The following is an 18,686-nucleotide window of genomic DNA, read 5'->3' on the forward strand; positions in this document are numbered from 1 at the left end:
AATGCCTAAGCAAGTTTTCTCTGTAAGAAAAAAGCCTGACAGCAAGACTGACTGGCTTTTTTAGGTCTTTTTAATGCTAAAAATCAGAATGAAGTGCGTTTATACACGCGATATTCAGGTTTCCAGAAGTTGCGCTCAATAGCTTCATCCAGCGCACCATCTGACGTAACAGTTGCAACACCTTGTATTTGTGCTTCTTTTGCAACTTGTTTAGCAATTTTGCGTGAAACTGCCTGAATATCATCAATTAGTGGTAGTAATGGGCCTTTACCCTCTTGAGCCAACGGTGAACAATCAGCCAGTGTCCGACTTGCCGCCATCAACATACCATCAGTGACGAGTTTGGCTCCTGATGCAATGGCGCCTAGGCCAATTCCAGGGAAGATGTAGGAGTTGTTACACTGAGCGATTGGATACTCCTGACCTTTGTATTTTACCGGCTGGAATGGGCTTCCTGTTGCAACTAAGGCGGTACCATCGGTCCAGCTGATAATATCTTCGGGGCGGGCTTCAACACGGGAGGTAGGGTTGGATAATGGCATTACGATTGGACGTTCGCAGTGTTTGTGCATCTCACGGATGATCTCTTCTGTAAACAGGCCAGCCTGACCTGAAACACCAATCAAGACAGTCGGTTTGGCGTTACGAACAACGTCGAGTAGAGAGATTGTATTGCTATTCACATCCCATGCAATCAGTGAGTCGCTTTTTTGTACCAGTTTGTTCTGAAAATCCAACAGATTTGGCAGCTTATCTGTCAGTAAACCAAAACGGTCAACCATGAAAATACGAGCGCGAGCCTGTCCTTCACTTAAACCTTCAGATTTCATCTGAGCAACGATCTGTTCTGCGATACCACAACCGGCGGAACCTGCTCCCAAGAAAGTGACAGTTTGATCTTTCAATTGACGACCCGCAGCGCGGCTGGCTGCAATCAGGCTACCCAGAGTAACAGCAGCCGTTCCCTGAATATCATCATTAAAGCAGCAAATCTCATGGCGATAGCGGTTGAGTAGCGGCATGGCATTTTTTTGCGCAAAATCTTCAAATTGCAACAATACGTTTGGCCAGCGGCGTTTAACGGCCTGAATAAATTCATCGACGAATTCATCATATTCTTGACCAGTAATACGTGGATGGCGCCAGCCCATATATAACGGGTCATTCAGGCGCTGTGGGTTATTAGTTCCCACATCCAGTACCACTGGCAGCGTATAGGCTGGGCTAATGCCACCACAGGCGGTATACAGGGAAAGCTTACCGATAGGAATACCCATCCCGCCAATACCTTGGTCACCCAGGCCAAGAATGCGTTCGCCATCGGTAACAACGATAACTTTTACATTTTGTTTGGTCGCGTTTTGCAGCATGTCATCAATATGTGCTTTGTTTGGGTATGAGATGAACAAGCCTCGGGCGCGGCGATAAATATCGGAAAAGTGTTCACAAGCCTCACCTACAGTTGGGGTATAGATGATTGGCATCATTTCGTTCAAATGTGCATCCAGCAGGCGGTAGAACAGAGTTTCGTTAGTGTCCTGAATATTTCGCAGATAAATGTGTTTGTCTGCATCATTTTCGAAATCAAGGTACTGTCGATAGGCACGTTCAGCTTGTTCTTCGATGGTTTCGACGGCTTCAGGTAATAAACCATGCAGGTTAAAGTTGCTACGTTCTTCTTCAGTAAAGGCACTGCCTTTATTCAGCAGGGGGAATTCCAACAGGATTGGGCCAGCATAGGGAATATATAATGGACGTTTACTTTCGTGTTCCAGTTCCATGAATCTTACTCTTTGAACTAAATGGATAACAAGGTCAATTATAGATCCTAAGAGATAGGAAAAATATGTACAGTAAATGTTACTTAATTAGAGGTATTATGGGTAAAAATGAGAGACAACATCCAGATTTGGCTAATAAAATATTACGTTAACTGTGTTCATCGAGGAAAACCCTCTATCTGATATATAGAGGGAAAATTGAATTTTTCATCGAACTTAGAAGGTGTAGTGCTCAAATTTACTACAACCCAAAGTAGCAAGTATGGATTGAGTCGCGCTTCGTTGGGATAAGTGACTGTGTTTTCCCTCAATGAGTACCGCTCTTTCGATAGCCAAATAGTCACCACCAGACATATTCATCAAAATCAGTGCTGCTTGTAGTGGGGGTAAGCTTGGGTTAAATGCAGCATTTTCTGCGTAACGGCCAGAATAGATTTTTCCGTCTTTTCCCAAAAGTGCTATACCACTGTATGAATTGCTGTATGGGGCATGGCTCTGGTTTGCTGCATCTAGTGCAGTCAGCACCAGCTTATCGGTGGTTTCTAATTTATAGCCATGATTAACCGGGTCCATTAACAGAGTGGTAATACCCAGATCGTTTGGACCAAATGGATCGGGTAAATAGTCACCTAATGTTGAAGGTGCCTGCTTTGGCAGATGGACCTCTAGTTGTGTGCCACTATTAAGTTCGTTCATAAACTGACGACAGTGACCGCATGGAGAGTAATTCACGGTAATGGATGTCAGTTTTTTCTCGCCCCGTAACCAGGCGTGGGTGATAGCACATTGTTCAGCATGAATTGTTTGCTGTAACGGCACGCCGGTAAATTCCATATTGGCACCAAAGTAGAGGTTTCCGCTTTCTCCATGGGCAATTGCGCCGACATTAAAATGTGATATCGGCGTGAGGGAACATGCTGCTGCTAGTGGCAACAGGGCAATAGCCAATGTGTTATCGTCAAAGCTACAGGCTTTCTTGATGGATTTTACTTGTTCAGCGGTAAGCATAGCAGGAAAGTTGTCGTATCCTGCATAGGGTAAAAGTGCATCCTGTAGTTTAGATGGCAACTGTGCCCAGATAGAGTGAAAACGAACTTGCATAGAATGATCTCCAAATTAAGTTGAGATCATTCTAGGCTGTCTGGTTAGGTTTTTAATGTGATTAACATCATATAGATGGTGAAATTTTTGTAATTAAAGCCAGTAATTGAGAGATCTACATCAAATTTTTTTAACTATAACTAGCCAAATAAGTATAGCAGCACTGGGAACACAAAAGGGGCCGTCAGTGAAGTAATGATACCGCAGGTCATCAGTGCTAATGAGCTATATGCGCCTTCAATAAAATTAACTTCCGCACAACGGGCGGTACCTAAAGCATGTGATGCTGTTCCCATTGCTAAACCGCGGGATGCTTTGGTTTTTACCTGCAAAATATCAAATAGGTTATGACCAAATACGGCGCCAAGAATACCGACAAAAATGACACAAGCGGCGCTAATTGCAGGAATACCGCCGATAGCATCGGCTACTGCCATTGCGATAGGCGTAGTGACTGATTTAGGAAGTATAGAGGCTGCCATTTCAGGCGTGGCGCCGGTCCACAGTGCAATGGCAGTACCTGTCACCATAGCAACAATACTGCCGATAAAACAGATACTGATAATGGATTTCCATTGGGCCCGGATCTGATGCAACTGTTCATATAAAGGAAATGCCAGCGCAACCACGGCGGGCTGGAGCAGATCATTTAAAATCCGGCTACCTGCGAAATAGTGATCATAGGGGGTATTGGTTATTAACAATATCGGAATAAGCACCGCGATAGAAACCAATAAAGGATTGAGAATAGGAACTTTGAGCCGTAGTGAAAGTTTTCTTGCGATGTAGAATACAATCAATGTCAGTGGTAGTGACCACCAAATATGACTTAACATTTTTATTTCTCTTGTTTTTGTTGTTCAATCTTCATTTCTGATACGGAGCCAATAACCGGACGTTCACGGTGAATATAATGGGAACTGTAAGCAACGATAATCATAACAACGGCGGTGCTGATCAAGCATGAAAGGACAATTGGTAGCATCTGTTGGTTGATCTGGTCGTAATAATTCATAATGCCCACACCGATAGGCAGAAACAGTAGAGTCATATTTTTCAGTAACAGACTACAACCGGGTTTTGCCCAGTGAGCAGGGATAAGCTGAAAAGCGAGTAAAACGAACAATATCAACATACCGATAATACTGCCAGGGATAGCGATGGGTAGCAGGGCAGAGACGGCATTACCTGCCAGCAGACACAGATAAATCAGTACAAATGCTCGCAGGTACTGCCAACCTATAATCAGTACTTCACGAAACGACATAACAAAATTCCTAATTCCAGTGAGGCATTCATCATACAATTAACGCTGAAAATGTGCCATAAATCACATTTAAAAAAAGCGGGGACCATTGCTGATCCCCGCTAAGATATATCAATTAAGATGAATTTATTGCTATTTCACTTGCATACCGGGTTGTGCACCGCTGTCAGGGCTGAGTAAGAAAATATCTTTTCCGCCGGGGCCAGCAGCCATTACCATACCTTCAGAAACACCAAAGCGCATTTTACGCGGAGCCAGGTTAGCCACCATGACGGTCAAACGGCCTTCCAGCACTTTTGGATCGGGATAACTGGAGCGGATACCGGAAAACACCTGACGAGTTTCACCACCCAGATCCAGATTCAGTTTCAGTAACTTATCTGAACCTTCTACGAAATCAGCTTGTTTGATAAGAGCGATTCGCATATCAACTTTAGCAAAATCATCAAAGGTGATCGTGTCTTGAATGGGATCATCTGCCAATGGGCCACTGACTTTCTGTGGTGTGTTAATGTTTTCCTTAGATACAGCAACCATAGCATTCACTTTGTCCATATCCATACGGTTGAACAGTGCCTTAAAGGCGGCAACCTGATGATCCAGCAGAGGTTGTTCAATGCCATTCCAGGTTAATTCTGTGTTCAGGAACGCTTCGGCACGTTCTGCCAGACTTGGCAAAACCGGTTTCAGGAAAGTCATTAGAACGCGGAACAGGTTGATTCCCATTGAGCAGATAGCTTGGAGATCCGCATCACGACCTTCTTCTTTTGCGACAACCCATGGAGCTTGTTCATCCACATAACGGTTTGCCAAATCAGCCAGAGCCATGATTTCACGGATTGCTTTACTGAATTCGCGGTTATTAAACTCTTCTTCAATGACTTTTGCGCCATCAATAAACTTTTGGTAAAGCGCTGGATCAGCTAATTTATCCGCTAACTTGCCACTAAACCGTTTATTAATGAAGCCTGCATTACGGGATGCTAGGTTAACAACTTTATTAACGATATCGCTGTTAACACGCTGAACAAAATCTTCCAGATTCAGGTCGATATCATCGATACGTGAAGAGAGCTTGGCTGCATAGTAATAACGCAGGCAGTCGGCATCCAGATGATCCAAATAAGTGCTGGCCTTAATAAAAGTACCGCGGGATTTGGACATTTTTGCACCATTGACGGTGACATAGCCGTGAACAAATAGATTTGTTGGCTTACGGTAACCACTGCCTTCCAGCATGGCAGGCCAGAACAGGCTGTGGAAATAGACAATATCTTTACCGATAAAGTGATAAAGATCAGCGGTGGAATCTTTTGCCCAGAAATCATCAAAGCTCAGATTTCCGCGTTTGTCACATAAATTTTGGAAGGAGCCCATATAGCCAATCGGAGCATCCAGCCAAACATAGAAATATTTGCCCGGTGCATCAGGAACTTCAAAACCAAAATAAGGGGCATCACGGGTGATATCCCACTGTTGTAAACCGGACTCAAACCATTCTTGCATTTTGTTAGCAACTTGCTCCTGTAATGCGCCGGAACGGGTCCATGCTTGTAGCATGTTACTGAATGCAGGCAGATCGAAGAAAAAGTGTTCTGTTTCACGCATTTCTGGTGTCGCACCAGAGACAGCCGAACGTGGGTTGATCAGCTCAGTAGGACTGTAAGTAGAACCGCAAACTTCACAGTTATCGCCGTATTGATCTTCTGCTTTGCATTTCGGGCAGTTGCCTTTTACAAAGCGATCCGGTAGGAACATACCTTTCTCAGGATCATATAACTGAGAAATAGTACGATTCTTAATATGACCGTTCTTTTTCAGCTCCAGATAAATTTTAGTTGATAACTCTTGGTTCTCTTTGCTGTGCGTGGAGTGATAGTTATCATAGCTAACTGAAAAGCCAGTAAAATCCTGATGATGTTCTTGGTTCACGGCTGCGATCATCTCTTCAGGAGCAATATCCATTTGCTGAGCTTTCAGCATGACTGGTGTTCCATGAGCATCATCGGCGCAGATAAAGTGAACCTCTTTGCCGCGCATTCGCTGAAAACGGACCCAAATATCTGCCTGGATATGTTCCAGCATGTGACCGAGATGGATTGGACCGTTAGCATATGGTAACGCACACGTCACCAATAATTTTTTTGCGACTTGAGACATAATAAGGATCTAACTTCCATAAGTGAAAAAGGGAATTCGATGTTACCTGATCAAAAAAATTGTCGCTAGGGTAACGCTTAATCTTAGCGAGTTTTATTGAATAAAAATCGAATCAGTGAGCTGGAAATGAGTTTTTGTGCCTGATCTTATCCGAACTCGTTTGGTTCTGTTATGATGAAAAAATGGTTTTTAGGTAATAGCGATAATCAAAGGAGCCGGGATGAACTTACAATCCCCCGAGCAGACCAATCCTGACCTGCTGAAATCTCAGGTAACAAAAATACTTGCTGCCTTTACACATCTGACATTGGAACACGATCTGACAACTCTAAAAGCACTGCATCACTGCACGATGCTTGATGGTGTTCTACATATTGAATTGATCATGCCGTTTGTTTGGCAGCGTGGCTTTGAAGCGTTGAAACAGGCAACAACCCAAAAATTGCAGGTGATAACGGGCGCAAAATCTGTTGCGTGGAAACTGAACCATGATATCAGCACATTACGTCGTGCTAACGATCTGCCGGGAATTAATGGTGTCCGTAATATTTTAGCGGTCAGCTCAGGCAAAGGTGGTGTAGGTAAATCTAGTACAGCCGTAAATCTGGCATTGGCGCTGGCTCAGGAAGGGGCAAAAGTCGGTATCTTAGATGCAGATATCTATGGTCCTTCTGTTCCGAGTATGTTGGGAACCACTAAAGAGCGCCCAACTTCTCCTGATGGGCAACATATGGCACCTATCATGACTCACGGTCTTGCCACTAATTCCATTGGTTATCTGGTGACAGATGACAATGCGATGGTATGGCGTGGCCCGATGGCCAGTAAGGCATTGATGCAGATGTTGCAGGATACATTATGGCCGGATCTTGATTATCTGGTTATTGATATGCCTCCCGGAACCGGTGATATTCAGCTTACTTTGTCACAAAATATCCCGGTAACTGGGGCAATAGTGATAACAACGCCGCAAGATATTGCATTAATTGATGCGATGAAAGGTATCGTGATGTTCCAAAAAGTGAAGGTTCCTGTATTAGGCATTGTTGAAAACATGAGTGCGCATATTTGCAGTAACTGTGGTCACTTGGAGCCTATTTTTGGTACTGGAGGCGCGGAAAAATTAGCCGCTAAATATGACTGCAAATTGCTGGGACAAATCCCCCTGCATATTTCGTTACGCGAAGATCTAGACCGTGGTCAGCCAACCGTTATCAGTGATCCTGATAGTGAATTCACGGATATTTACCGTGAAATTGCAGCCAATATTTCTGCACAGATGTACTGGCAGGGAGAGAAGATACCGACGGAGATTTCATTCCGCGCGGTTTGATAGTTGTATTTGCCTGATGGCAACGGGTGATTGATCTTTTCATTGCCCGTTTTTTGTGTGACTGAGATAAGAATTCCTTTCAAATTGTACTTGTTGCATAGTTTTTATGCGAAACGCTTCGAAAAAATGAGACTTAATCTTGTTTACACTGGAACAGATACAATTAACTCCCTATAATCTCGCCCGACTCAGCACTCATAGGTGCTTTGTTCCCCATTTTTTCTAGAATCAGGTTATCTCTATTATGGCTGACGAAGCACACCAGTGCACAATTGTAGGAATTTCCGGTGCATCTGCCTCAGGTAAAAGTCTCATTGCTAATACACTTTACCGTGAATTACGCGCTCAGGTTGGTGATCACAATATCGGTATTATACCAGAAGATTGCTACTATAAAGACCAAAGCGATCTATCAATGGAGGAGCGTTATAAGACCAATTATGACCATCCAAGTTCAATGGATCACAATCTGCTCTTTTCTCACCTGCAAGCTTTGAAAGCCGGTAAATCAATTGAATTACCACAGTACGATTATGTTGCTCATACCCGCAAACCAGAAGCGGTTCATTTTGCACCAAAAAGAGTTATTATTCTGGAAGGTATTCTGTTACTGACAGATAAACGCTTGCGCCAGGAGATGGACTTCTCTATTTTCATTGATACGCCATTGGATATTTGTCTTATGCGCCGGATTAAACGGGATGTTCATGAACGGGGACGCTCTTTGGATTCTGTTATTGAGCAATATCATAAAACTGTGCGTCCAATGTTTCTGCAATTTATTGAGCCATCAAAACAATATGCAGATATTATTGTGCCGCGCGGGGGTAAAAACCGGGTAGCGATTGATGTATTGAAAGCCAAAATTGGTCAGTTCTGCGAATAATAAAGCTTTGCTTGTCAGGCGTTGATGAGCATCATCGTATTTGAGAGGAAAAATAATGCGACTCTGTGATCGCGACATTATTAAATGGCTTGATGAAGGTAAACTGGTCATTTCTCCACGTCCGCCGATTGAACGAATTAATGGGGCAACGGCTGATGTTCGCCTTGGAAATCAGTTTCGTGTTTTCCGTGGTCATACTGCCGCATATATTGATTTGAGTGGCCCAAAAGATGAAGTCAGTGCTGCTCTTGATCGCGTGATGAGCGATGAAATTATTCTGTCTGATAATGAGGTTTTTTTCCTTCATCCTGGGGAGTTGGCACTGGCTGTCACTTTGGAATCCGTTACGTTGCCTGATGATTTGGTGGGGTGGCTTGATGGGCGTTCTTCTCTTGCTCGTCTTGGATTAATGGTACATGTGACAGCACATCGGATTGATCCGGGCTGGCATGGTCAGATTGTTCTCGAATTCTATAACTCTGGTAAGTTGCCTCTGGCATTACGTCCGGGTATGGTGATCGGGGCTTTGAGTTTTGAACCGTTGTCTGGCTCGGCTGATCGTCCATATAACCGTCGTCAGGATGCGAAATATAAAAACCAGCAAGGCGCGGTAGGTAGCCGTATTGATGAAGATTAATACCTGGAATGGTTACTGAGTTACATACACCGCTTTGACATCAGCTGAGGAAGTCATGAAGAGATTACTAACGACACTGGTTATTTTGCTGGTCGTGATTATTGCCGGTTTGGCGGTATTAGTCATGTTAGTAAATCCGAATGACTTTCGTGTTTATATGATTAAACAAGTGCAGAAGAAGAGTGGTTATCATCTCGTCATGCAAGATAGTATGCGCTGGCATGTCTGGCCAAAACTCAGCATCATTACCGGACGTATGTCATTGACCGCACCAAATGCGGTGCAGCCAACGGTTACGGCAGAAAATATGCGTTTGGATGTTGAGTTGTGGCCACTTCTTTCGCATCAGCTTGCGGTTAAAGAGGTCATGCTGAAAGGGGCGGTGTTGCAATTAACCCCGGAGAGCAAGTCTCAGAAAAAAGAGAATGAGCCCGTTGCACCGAAAGGAAATAGAGTAAATCCTGTAGGTAAAGGTGAGCGCTGGAAGCTTGATATTGACAGAATTAAGGTCGCTGATAGTTTGCTTATCTGGCAGGATAGTGATCATTCTCAATTAAATGTCCGTGATATAAATCTGCTGATGGAGCGGGACGACCAAAACCGTATCAGCGTGGAGTTGAGCAGTAAGGTCAGTAAAAATCAGCAAGAACTTGCTTTTAATCTTAATGCAGACGTAGATATTTCTGATTATCCTCATCGTGTTGCCGGTAATATTGATTCTTTTGATTATCAGCTTCAAGGGGTTGGTATACCCACGGGGGGCATCAGTGGTTCAGGGAAAGTTAATGCGGTTTACCAGGAAGAAACCACTGGGGAGCCACAAACAATCTCTTTACAGGCGCTTAATTTCACTGCCAATGAGAGTGAGTTGTATGGCAGTATAAAGGCAATATTGGCAGCATATCCTGATTATCAGATAAATTTATCATCCAAAAAGCTGAACTTGGATAATTTGGTGGGATGGGATCGGCTTCCTAAAGATGATTCGGAAATTAAACGCTATTATCGGGTAGAAAATAGCTTAGCCAAACCTGTGATCGCAGTTTCAAGCCCTGCGCAGCCTGATTATAGTGCTAAATTTCTGAATGATTTTAATGCTAATGTTACCATTAAAGCGGACAAATTTATTTATCGGGGAATGGAGATCGATAACCTGATATTTAAAGCGGTCAGTAATAGGGGGCTTGCTGAAATTTTTGCCTTGAGGGGGAAATTATTTGGTGGTCATTTCTCTATTCCAGCTACTCTGGATGCAACAGGTGATCAGCTTAGATTACATACAAAGCCTTTACTGCAAAATATAGAATTGGAACCCGTACTAAAAGCATTTTCTTTACCACTGGTATTTAGTGGTAAATTCAATCTGAACGGGGATCTTTCTGGTAAAGGATACGACGATTATGCTATTTCACATGTTTGGCAGGGTGATCTTAATTTCAGTTTAGTTGATGCCAAAATGCATGGGTTGAATATTCCACAATTAATCCAGCAATCTGTTGCCCGTATAACGAATAAAGTGAATATTCCGGATAATATGGGTAGCTTTACTAGCGCTAAAAAGCTTGATGTTAAAGCTGTGCTTAACCAGGGTGATATAAAAATCAATCAGCTTTATGCGGTATCCGATTTGTTGAATATTAACGGTCAGGGTAAAGCTAATTTACTTAAACAAAATGTTGATGTCGCCTTAAAAGTACAGATAACTCAAGAGTGGGGCACGGATAATGAGCTGGTTCGCCGTCTGAGAAAGCTGAAAGTACCATTACGGATTTACGGTAATTGGGATAATTTGCAATACCATCTTGATATTGAACAATTACTACGTAATGAGTTGGAAAATAAAGCAAAACGGGCAATTTCCGATTGGGTTGAACGTAATAATAATTAGCCCATGCTTGATTTAGTGTATCGTTAGGAAGCTGAGTATTGAGTGGTTTTTATATATGACAGTTAACTACTCAGCTTAGTTGGATGCCTAAATAATATTCTTATGGTTACCTGAAGAGCCAATTTGAACATAAAGGGGAGTTGCCAGTTTACATTTTAATAATTGCTAACATCTCTTCATTGTCTTTATCCATACCGACTTCAACGAAACCAAAGCTGGCATAAAAGTTTTTCGCTACAGCATTATTCGGGTTGTAACAGATTTCGATTTCTTCCAGTCCATGTGTTTGTTTAATTTCGTTAAGGGCTAGCTGCATTGCTTTGCGTCCAATGCCTTTGTTTTGATGATGTTTATCTACCATAAAACGCCAAATCGATATTCTTCTGTCTGTTTCAGGTACCCACATGAAAAATCCAACAGGTTTGCCGTTTAAGCAAATTGCGCGTGTTTAATATGATGGGTTGAATTTTGATTCAACCAGTGACCATGTATTATCTGCAACATATTCATACTGGTCTTTGGTTACAGTTAAGTCACAGACATCTTCATAATTGTCTTTATCCACATCTGTAAGGGCTATATTCACGTAATATCCTTTTGAATGAATTAATAATATTATCGATTGGCAGTTTATATGAAGTCTATTGAATTGCAAAGCCATAGGACTGTGTTTTTCACGCCTACAATTGTAGGTCGCTTAATACCAAGTATTTGAGCAAGTTCTTATGAGATGAACTATTAACCGTATCTGCATATGGTATTGATAACAAAAGCTAAAAATGACCCGGTACAGTTTAAACTGACCGGGTTTTATTTTGTTTCAGAAGAAAAACTCAGTGATGGGAAATACGCTTAGTGAATAATAGCACTGAATTATTCTTTATTTTCTTCCTCTGAAACGAGCGGCGTAATTTTTACCTTATTGATCCGGTGACTGGTAACTTCCAGTGGTTCAAACAAGTAATTACCAATTTGAAATTGTTCACCTTGTTGTGGAATATGTTGTGAATGCTCCATTAATAAACCTGCCAGGGTTTGATATTCGCGCTTTTCATCCAGTTGCAAAGGAACATAAAGGATCAAATCATCCAGAGGCATATAACCATTGGCAATCCAGCAACCATTTTCAGTTGTTTGTATATCATGCCGGGCATCAGTTTCTTCACCATCTACGGGCAAATTACCTGCGATAGTTTCCATGACGTCTGTCAGAGTAACCACACCTTCCACAGAACCAAATTCGTCAACGACAAACGCAAAATGAGTTTGTGCCCGGCGGAACTGTTCTAACGCCTGAAGGAGTGAAAGATGCTCTGGGAAAATCAAAGGTTGTTTTATCAGCGACTGTAAATCAAAAGGCTGTTGGTTAAGTTGTTGGTTGAGCAAATCAATAACATGGACAACACCTAATGGTTCATCACTGGTATTTTCATCTGTGACGACAATGCGTGTGTGAGGACTTTTACTCAGTATTTGCGTCAGGTTTTCTGCTGGGGCATTAATATCAAGATACTCCACATCGTGACGGGAGGTCATGATACTGTTGACGTTACGTTGAGCCATGCCTAGCACTCGGGCAATCATCTGGCGCTCTTGTGGATCAAACACTTCTTGATTGTCAGAAATCAGATTGGATGTGTGATTATCCAATTCTGCATTTTCATGTTTACCGCTAAGGATACGTAAAACGGCTTCTGCGGTTCTTTCACGTAGTGAGCGGGAAGCAGTAAGAAATCTGCGGCGGTTAAACTGAGCGAACTGGTTTAGGGATTCAATCATAATTGAGAAGCCGATAGCGGCATACAAGTAACCTTTTGGTATGTGATAACCAAATCCTTCTGCTACCAGACTGAAGCCAATCATCAGTAAGAAACTTAGACAGAGAATCACGATTGTCGGATGGGCATTGACGAAGGTTGTTAGCGGCTTGCTTGCCAGTATCATCAGGAACATCGCAATGGTTACTGCCGCGATCATGACACCGATATTATCCACCATACCGACAGCGGTAATCACTGAATCCAGTGAAAATACGGCATCGAGGACAATTATTTGAACGACAACCGTCCAAAATTTAGAAGTTTTGTGTTGTTGTCCTGAGTGAGCATCTTTTCCTTCCAGCCGTTCATTCAACTCCATAGTTGCTTTGAATAGCAGGAAGAGGCCGCCTACTAACATAATCAGGTCACGGGCACTGAATGGATGTTCCCAAAGCGTAATTAATGGATTAGTTAGCGTTATCAGCCAAGAGAGACTAAAAAGTAGTACGACACGCATCAGTAGTGCACAGGTTAGCCCTGTAATACGTGCTTTATCTCTTTGTTTTTCAGGAAGTTTATCTGCCAGGATGGCAATAAAAACTAAGTTGTCGATTCCGAGGACAATTTCTAGAACGATAAGAGTAGCCAGTCCGGCCCATATCGTTGGATCAGCGATCCATTCCATACAGTTTATTTTACCTTATTAATATGACGGCTTATGCCGAACTATGAATAATGGGCATTGACTCATAAAATTTCAATAGTTGATTTTTCATCTGAGGAAGTTTTTTTTGAAAAATGAGGTATGGCAGTATCGATTGCACCAATGAACTATCCACTAAGCCTAATCCTGAGTTAACATGTGATCACATTAACAAATTGTCCAGCAATAATCATTATTGGTGGGCAGTATTATCATCAGACAGGAGTTATTCATGTCCAAGCAGCAGATTGGTGTTGTTGGTATGGCAGTGATGGGGCGTAACCTGGCACTGAATATTGAGAGCCGTGGTTATTCCGTATCTATATTTAACCGTTCCAGTGATAAAACTGACGAAGTCATTGCCGAGAATCCAGGGAAAAAATTAGTTCCAAATTACACTATCGAAGAATTTGTCGATTCACTGGAAAAACCGCGTCGTATTCTGCTAATGGTTAAGGCTGGTGAAGCAACGGATAAAACTATTGCCTCACTGACACCACATCTGGATAAAGGTGACATTTTGATTGATGGTGGTAATACTTATTTTCAGGATACTATCCGCCGTAACCGGGAACTTTCTGCTCAGGGCTTTAATTTTATCGGTACTGGGGTTTCCGGGGGCGAAGAGGGGGCATTGAAAGGCCCTTCTATCATGCCTGGTGGTCAGAAAGATGCGTATGAGCTAGTTGCTCCAATTTTGCAAGAGATTGCGGCTAAGGCTGAAGGTGAGCCTTGTGTCGCGTATATTGGTCCGGATGGCGCCGGTCATTATGTGAAAATGGTCCACAATGGGATTGAATACGGTGATATGCAGCTCATTGCTGAAGCCTATTCTTTATTGAAATATTCTCTGAACCTGAGCAATGAAGAGCTATCTGAGATTTTCATCGACTGGAATAACGGTGAATTGAGTAGTTATTTGATTGAAATCACAGCTGACATTTTCCGTAAGGAGGATGAAGACGGTCAATATTTGGTTGATGTGATCTTGGATGAAGCGGCAAATAAAGGTACGGGTAAATGGACCAGCCAGAGTTCTCTTGACCTGGGTGTTCCAGTTACTTTGATCACGGAATCTGTATTTGCACGTTATATTTCTTCTCTGAAAGATCAGCGTGTCGCGGCTGCGAAAATTCTGAGTGGGCCGGTAGCACAACCATTCAAGGGTGATAAGGCTGAATTTATTGAGAAAGTACGCCGTGCGCTTTATCTGGGTAAAATAGTCTCTTATGCTCAAGGTTTCCAGCAGTTGAAAACGGCATCCGATGAATATCAGTGGGCATTGAACTATGGAGAGATCGCTGGGATTTTCCGGGCAGGTTGTATTATTCGCGCTCAGTTCTTGCAAAAAATTACTGATGCATATAGTGAAAATACTGATATTGCTAACCTGTTGCTGGCACCTTATTTCAAGAAAATTGCTGATGAGTATCAGCAGGCACTGCGTGATGTTGTGTCTTATGGTGTGCAGAATGGTATCCCGACTCCTACTTTTTCCGCTGCTATTTCTTACTACGATAGCTACCGTTCAGCTGTATTACCAGCAAACCTGATTCAGGCACAGCGTGACTACTTTGGCGCTCATACTTACAAACGTACTGATAAAGAAGGTGTCTTTCATACTGAATGGATGGAGTGAATTCGGTTATCACATTTAAAATGAGGTAATGAGCTAAGGAGAGTGAAGCGTTCGTCAGGGATGATATAGCATTGCCCTCTGTGATAATCCAGAAACACACTGTTGCGGTTATAATCAATATTTACCGCAACGGTGTGGCTTAAATTTGAATATGATCAACCAGAAAGAGACAGTAGATCATTGTCTTATCACATTAAGCAATGGGATTGGTATTGATGATATGAAAATCAAAACGATTCTTTCCTACATGGACCAGTTTCAGATTTCTTGGGAAATTGAGACCTTCATCAATAGTTGCGATACCATGTACATCATAAGAAAAATAGAATGATCCGTTACCAATATATTCTCCGGTGTTGACATTTCTTACGTAAATTGAAGTTACTAACTTTTCCTGTACCAGGAGTTCATCTACGACAACATAATCTTCACCTGTCGTAGTATTAACTTCAATTTTATCTTGTCCTTCTCCATTATATATTTTAGTGGTTAGAGAGAATTTTATATCTGAATGAGTATCATCAATTACTCTTAGAGCAATCAGTCTGGTATCTTTCTGAATGACTCTAAATTTAGATAACCCTCTAATTTCTTTATCAATATCTGGATTGTCGACTACCCATTCATAATATCTATTCTCTGGATCGTTATAGTGACGCCATGCCTGAACTTTTGATAATTTTCCAATTTTTACTGAAAGGAATTTATCGTTAAGATGAGAAGGAAGCGATATAATTTTATCTAGCTCTTGGTAATCGTGTGATTTACCTTGATAGTTTTTTCCTTCGAAGAAGGTTACACCTGTAATTAATTTTTTCACCATTATTCTCTACTCCTCAAAGTTGATTCTAGTAATATATAATTTACCAAAAAAACAATATAATAATTATTAAGTTACTTTGTGATACTTTCTTGAAAGCATACCTGGTCATATTAGAGTTATAGTATTTACTTGTTTATAATTTTTATGCGAATTAGTTAGTGCTTTTTGATGTAATATTTGTCACTGGTAATGCATTCATTCCTTATCTTTAGATGTTAAATTCCGATTTAAGAAGAATAATATTAAACTAAGTAATATTAAAAATAGCACAAAAATGTATAAAGTAAAGTCAGTAGAAAAACACATGAATAATGTCTTTTTAATCATGTTAATATAATGCAATACACTGTTTGGAATGTGAAGATTTGATTATTTTTTTAATTTATCTTTCGTGTTATCATTTGATTATGAATGTTTTTCATGTTTGGTATTTTTAGAATGAATTGTAAAATTATTACTTGTTGATAATGTTGGGAAAATTCTATGTGAAAAATGTTTAGTAATTAAATGATTGAATTTATATATAATTTATGAAATTAATAATTAGAGAAATATCTATCTGAATGAAGGCCGGCCATGATAATTATTTTAATATGGCTTAATTTGATGTCTTATTTTAAGGTGTTAAAAATTTATATGATAATTCATGAAAAAAGTCATTTATAGCAAAGAATGACTTATTGTTAAAAACCTAGTCTTCCGTAAAAGAACATCAATTTTATAAAATATTCACAATCTCTTATTTCCTTACATTGTGATAAATAAAAAATTATTTTTAGCATCGGAAAATTTCAAGAATAATAGAATACACCGTTGCGGTTCTTGATGCTATTCCGCAACGGTGCAGCTTAAATTTTCAGAACGTAGCCTGTCTGAAAAAGATAGTTAATTGAAAACGATAGTTAATTATCGTTAAATTACGCCCAGATTAGTGAGAAAACTCAGTACTAATAATATGAATGTCAAAGCGATTATTACCTGCATTGACTATTCTCAGATTTTTAGGGAAATTAGCCTTCTCATCAATAGTAACAACACCATTTGAATCACGATAAAAATAGAATGATCCGTTATTAATATATACTCCAGTTTGGGTATTTCTTATTGCAATAGCGGTGACTAATTCTGTATTAAATGGGAGTATGCCAACAAGTGCATAATCATCATCAGTTGTCGTTTCAACCGGACCTACGCAATGGGTATTCGTGTACATGGAAAATTTGATACCTGAATTAGTATCATCAATAACTCTTAATGCAACCAGGCATGTATCTTTTGATGCCACTTTAAACTTAGATAATCCTCTAATTTCTCTATCAATATCTGGGTGATCAAATTCCCATTCACGATAGCGTTGACCTGGCTCCCAATCACTAAGGTGACGCCATGCATAAACTTTTGATAGAGTTCCGATTCTTACTGAACGAAATCTATCATTGAGATCGTAGGGAAGTGGAATAATGCTATCGTTTTCTGGATAATGATGTGCTTCTCCCAGAAAGTATTTTCTATCGAAGAAAGTTGCACCTGTAACTAGCTTATTTGTCATATTTTTCTGTTCCTTAAATTTTATTTTAAAAAAGTATAATCTTTCTTTCTGAAAGCGGTTTTAGAATACAGTGATTATGGGAATTTTGTATTAATAAAATATAACGAGCAGATGTATTAAATTATTTGCAATATAACATTAATATAATTGATAAATCATTTCTGATCGATATTTAAAATAAAATCGCTGAGATTTACGTAATTGAGAATTATTATCAAAAAACACTTTTCTTCTGGTGGGAAAATTATTCCTAAATGTAATTGATTCTTTTGAATATATGGCTAAATATTGAATAATTAGATATTTGTAGCATTTGATAACTAGATCTATGAATTTTACGTTTATATAACGTGTTGGTAATAGTATCTTTACCTCATGATATAAATTTACAGGGAAGCAGGATAGTTAACATTTTGAATGAATATATTTAAGATAATATCTTAAATAGCCTATTTTTATAGGCTGTTTAATTAGTTTTTGATTAATTGAATTAGATGATCATCTATTTACTTCAAGTTAGAAATGGAATTAATTTATGATGTTTTTGCTCCCTGTCTATGACTACTTTAATTTTCTTTAATAATGTTTATTCTACCCGACGAAAATTCACCAGTTCAGGTTGTGCGATTCGGAGATAATCTTTGGTGTTGAGAATCACTGAACATTCAAGGCTCCCAGCATTGAAAGCCAGTTCATCAAAACGTTCAAACAGTAAAGGGTCAGCAACCAGTTTCAGATCTGGATGGAAACTGAACGGTGGAATAGCACCGAATACACATTGCGTCAGTTCAGAAACTTCTTTAGGGCTTGCCAGTGATGCGCGAGAACCCCCAATCTGTTTTGCTAGTAAAGAGAGGTCAGCTTGTTGATCTGCAGGAAGAACAGCGAGCACATATTGACGAAATCCTTCTCCTTTGACATGACAAACCAGTCCTTTTGCTCCTTGTCCAAGTTGTGTGCCACGGATTTTTGCAATTTCTTCAGAACGCCCTGCGGTTGGATGTTCAATTACTCGATAACAGGCATGATTCTCATTCAGTAATGTAGTTAGATTGCTAAATATTTCGTTAGAGGACAAAATAAACTCCTAAGTAATAATGTAATGAATTGATCTATGAGTTTTCATAATTATTGTGTTAATTATATTTTCATCCAGACA

Annotated in this window: 15 protein-coding genes; 5 read left to right on the top strand and 10 right to left on the bottom strand. The window is 40.5% G+C overall.

Annotation, left to right across the window (positions count from 1 at the left end; translation table 11 throughout):
• Positions 1–83: 83 nt before the first annotated feature.
• The 5 genes from C5469_RS04870 to metG form a co-directional block, all read right to left on the bottom strand.
• Entirely contained in the window at positions 84–1,781 is a 1,698-nt protein-coding gene (locus C5469_RS04870) for an NAD-dependent malic enzyme (RefSeq protein ID WP_166303118.1), read from the bottom strand.
• A gap of 216 nt (positions 1,782–1,997) precedes the next feature.
• Positions 1,998–2,882, bottom strand: coding sequence for a cytidine deaminase (cdd, locus tag C5469_RS04875; RefSeq protein ID WP_166303121.1), 885 nt, complete (start codon positions 2,880–2,882; stop codon positions 1,998–2,000).
• 140 nt (positions 2,883–3,022) lie between these two features.
• Positions 3,023–3,718 (bottom strand): CidB/LrgB family autolysis modulator, encoded by a 696-nt coding sequence (locus tag C5469_RS04880; RefSeq protein WP_166303124.1) that lies wholly within the window; start codon positions 3,716–3,718, stop codon positions 3,023–3,025.
• 2 nt (positions 3,719–3,720) lie between these two features.
• Positions 3,721–4,149: a CidA/LrgA family protein gene (locus C5469_RS04885; protein WP_166303127.1), complete on the bottom strand. Its 429-nt coding sequence runs from the start codon at positions 4,147–4,149 to the stop codon at positions 3,721–3,723.
• A gap of 132 nt (positions 4,150–4,281) precedes the next feature.
• Complete coding sequence (metG, locus tag C5469_RS04890) at positions 4,282–6,309, bottom strand: methionine--tRNA ligase (RefSeq protein ID WP_166303130.1); 2,028 nt, start codon at positions 6,307–6,309, stop codon at positions 4,282–4,284.
• A 220-nt stretch (positions 6,310–6,529) separates the two neighbouring features.
• Here metG and apbC point away from each other — a divergent pair, with 220 nt between their 5' ends.
• From apbC to asmA, 4 genes are all read left to right on the top strand, one after another.
• Positions 6,530–7,642 carry an iron-sulfur cluster carrier protein ApbC gene (apbC, locus tag C5469_RS04895; RefSeq protein ID WP_166303133.1) on the top strand — a complete coding sequence of 371 codons (1,113 nt, stop codon included), beginning with the start codon at positions 6,530–6,532 and terminating at the stop codon, positions 7,640–7,642.
• A gap of 244 nt (positions 7,643–7,886) precedes the next feature.
• Entirely contained in the window at positions 7,887–8,528 is a 642-nt protein-coding gene (gene udk / locus C5469_RS04900; RefSeq protein ID WP_036774300.1) for a uridine kinase, read from the top strand.
• A 55-nt stretch (positions 8,529–8,583) separates the two neighbouring features.
• Positions 8,584–9,165: a dCTP deaminase gene (gene dcd, locus C5469_RS04905; RefSeq protein WP_054475017.1), complete on the top strand. Its 582-nt coding sequence runs from the start codon at positions 8,584–8,586 to the stop codon at positions 9,163–9,165.
• A gap of 55 nt (positions 9,166–9,220) precedes the next feature.
• Entirely contained in the window at positions 9,221–11,053 is a 1,833-nt protein-coding gene (gene asmA, locus C5469_RS04910) for an outer membrane assembly protein AsmA (protein ID WP_166303136.1), read from the top strand.
• A gap of 148 nt (positions 11,054–11,201) precedes the next feature.
• Here asmA and C5469_RS23485 read toward each other — a convergent pair whose 3' ends face one another.
• Together C5469_RS23485 and C5469_RS04920 are read right to left on the bottom strand one after the other, a co-directional pair.
• Entirely contained in the window at positions 11,202–11,492 is a 291-nt protein-coding gene (locus C5469_RS23485; protein WP_339413780.1) for a GNAT family N-acetyltransferase, read from the bottom strand.
• Between the two features lie 434 nt (positions 11,493–11,926).
• Entirely contained in the window at positions 11,927–13,498 is a 1,572-nt protein-coding gene (locus C5469_RS04920) for a TerC family protein (RefSeq protein ID WP_166303139.1), read from the bottom strand.
• A 250-nt stretch (positions 13,499–13,748) separates the two neighbouring features.
• On the opposite strand from C5469_RS04920, the gene gndA reads away from it, so the two are divergent.
• Positions 13,749–15,155, top strand: coding sequence for an NADP-dependent phosphogluconate dehydrogenase (gene gndA, locus C5469_RS04925; RefSeq protein WP_166303142.1), 1,407 nt, complete (start codon positions 13,749–13,751; stop codon positions 15,153–15,155).
• A gap of 193 nt (positions 15,156–15,348) precedes the next feature.
• On the opposite strand, the gene C5469_RS04930 is transcribed toward gndA, so the two are convergent.
• The 3 genes from C5469_RS04930 to C5469_RS04940 form a co-directional block, all read right to left on the bottom strand.
• Positions 15,349–15,978 (bottom strand): beta/gamma crystallin domain-containing protein, encoded by a 630-nt coding sequence (locus C5469_RS04930; protein WP_166303145.1) that lies wholly within the window; start codon positions 15,976–15,978, stop codon positions 15,349–15,351.
• Positions 15,979–16,906: 928 nt separating this feature from the next.
• Positions 16,907–17,527: a beta/gamma crystallin domain-containing protein gene (locus tag C5469_RS04935; protein ID WP_166303148.1), complete on the bottom strand. Its 621-nt coding sequence runs from the start codon at positions 17,525–17,527 to the stop codon at positions 16,907–16,909.
• A 586-nt stretch (positions 17,528–18,113) separates the two neighbouring features.
• The gene (locus C5469_RS04940) at positions 18,114–18,605 is read right to left on the bottom strand and encodes a YbaK/prolyl-tRNA synthetase associated domain-containing protein (RefSeq protein WP_166303151.1); all 492 of its coding nucleotides are present in this window, start codon (positions 18,603–18,605) and stop codon (positions 18,114–18,116) included.
• Between the last annotated feature and the right edge of the window lie 81 nt (positions 18,606–18,686).

Source organism: Photorhabdus cinerea (assembly GCF_011189575.1).
Lineage (GTDB): Bacteria > Pseudomonadota > Gammaproteobacteria > Enterobacterales > Enterobacteriaceae > Photorhabdus > Photorhabdus cinerea.